The 382-nt window shown below is 31.7% G+C and carries 1 protein-coding gene; it reads right to left on the bottom strand.

What is annotated here, in order from left to right; all coding sequences use genetic code 11:
• Positions 1–377: transposase (locus tag KA858_RS06080; RefSeq protein ID WP_210135245.1), on the bottom strand; the 377-nt coding region annotated here is incomplete at its 3' end.
• Between the last annotated feature and the right edge of the window lie 5 nt (positions 378–382).

The raw sequence follows: 382 nt of genomic DNA, 5'->3' as shown, positions 1-382 counted from the left end.
TTTACACACTGACTGTAAAATTGAATAAATAAAGATTCTAATAAAGCATCTACTTTTGGATTTACTCTAAATCGATTAATTGTTTTATAAGAAGGTTTTTGATTTTGTGATAGCCACATCATTCGGATGCTATCATTAAGCATTTTTTCTATTTTACGACCTGAGAATACAGATTGTGTGTAGGCATATAGAATCACTTTTAACATCATTTTAGGATGGTACGAAGTTGCACCACGGTGATGTCTGAATTCGTCGAATTCATTGTCAGGAATTGTTTCAACAATATCATTTACATGTCGTGATATATCATTTGTGGGGATAAGAACTGAAGTTTCCATTGGTAGAGTAAGTTGAGTCATGTTATAATCTTTATACATAAGGC

Origin of the sequence: Staphylococcus sp. GDX8P80P (assembly GCF_017893095.1) — a bacterium.
Taxonomy (GTDB): domain Bacteria; phylum Bacillota; class Bacilli; order Staphylococcales; family Staphylococcaceae; genus Staphylococcus; species Staphylococcus borealis.
The sequence above is the reverse complement of the archived record's forward strand: the minus strand, read 5'-3'. Positions and strand labels throughout refer to the sequence as shown.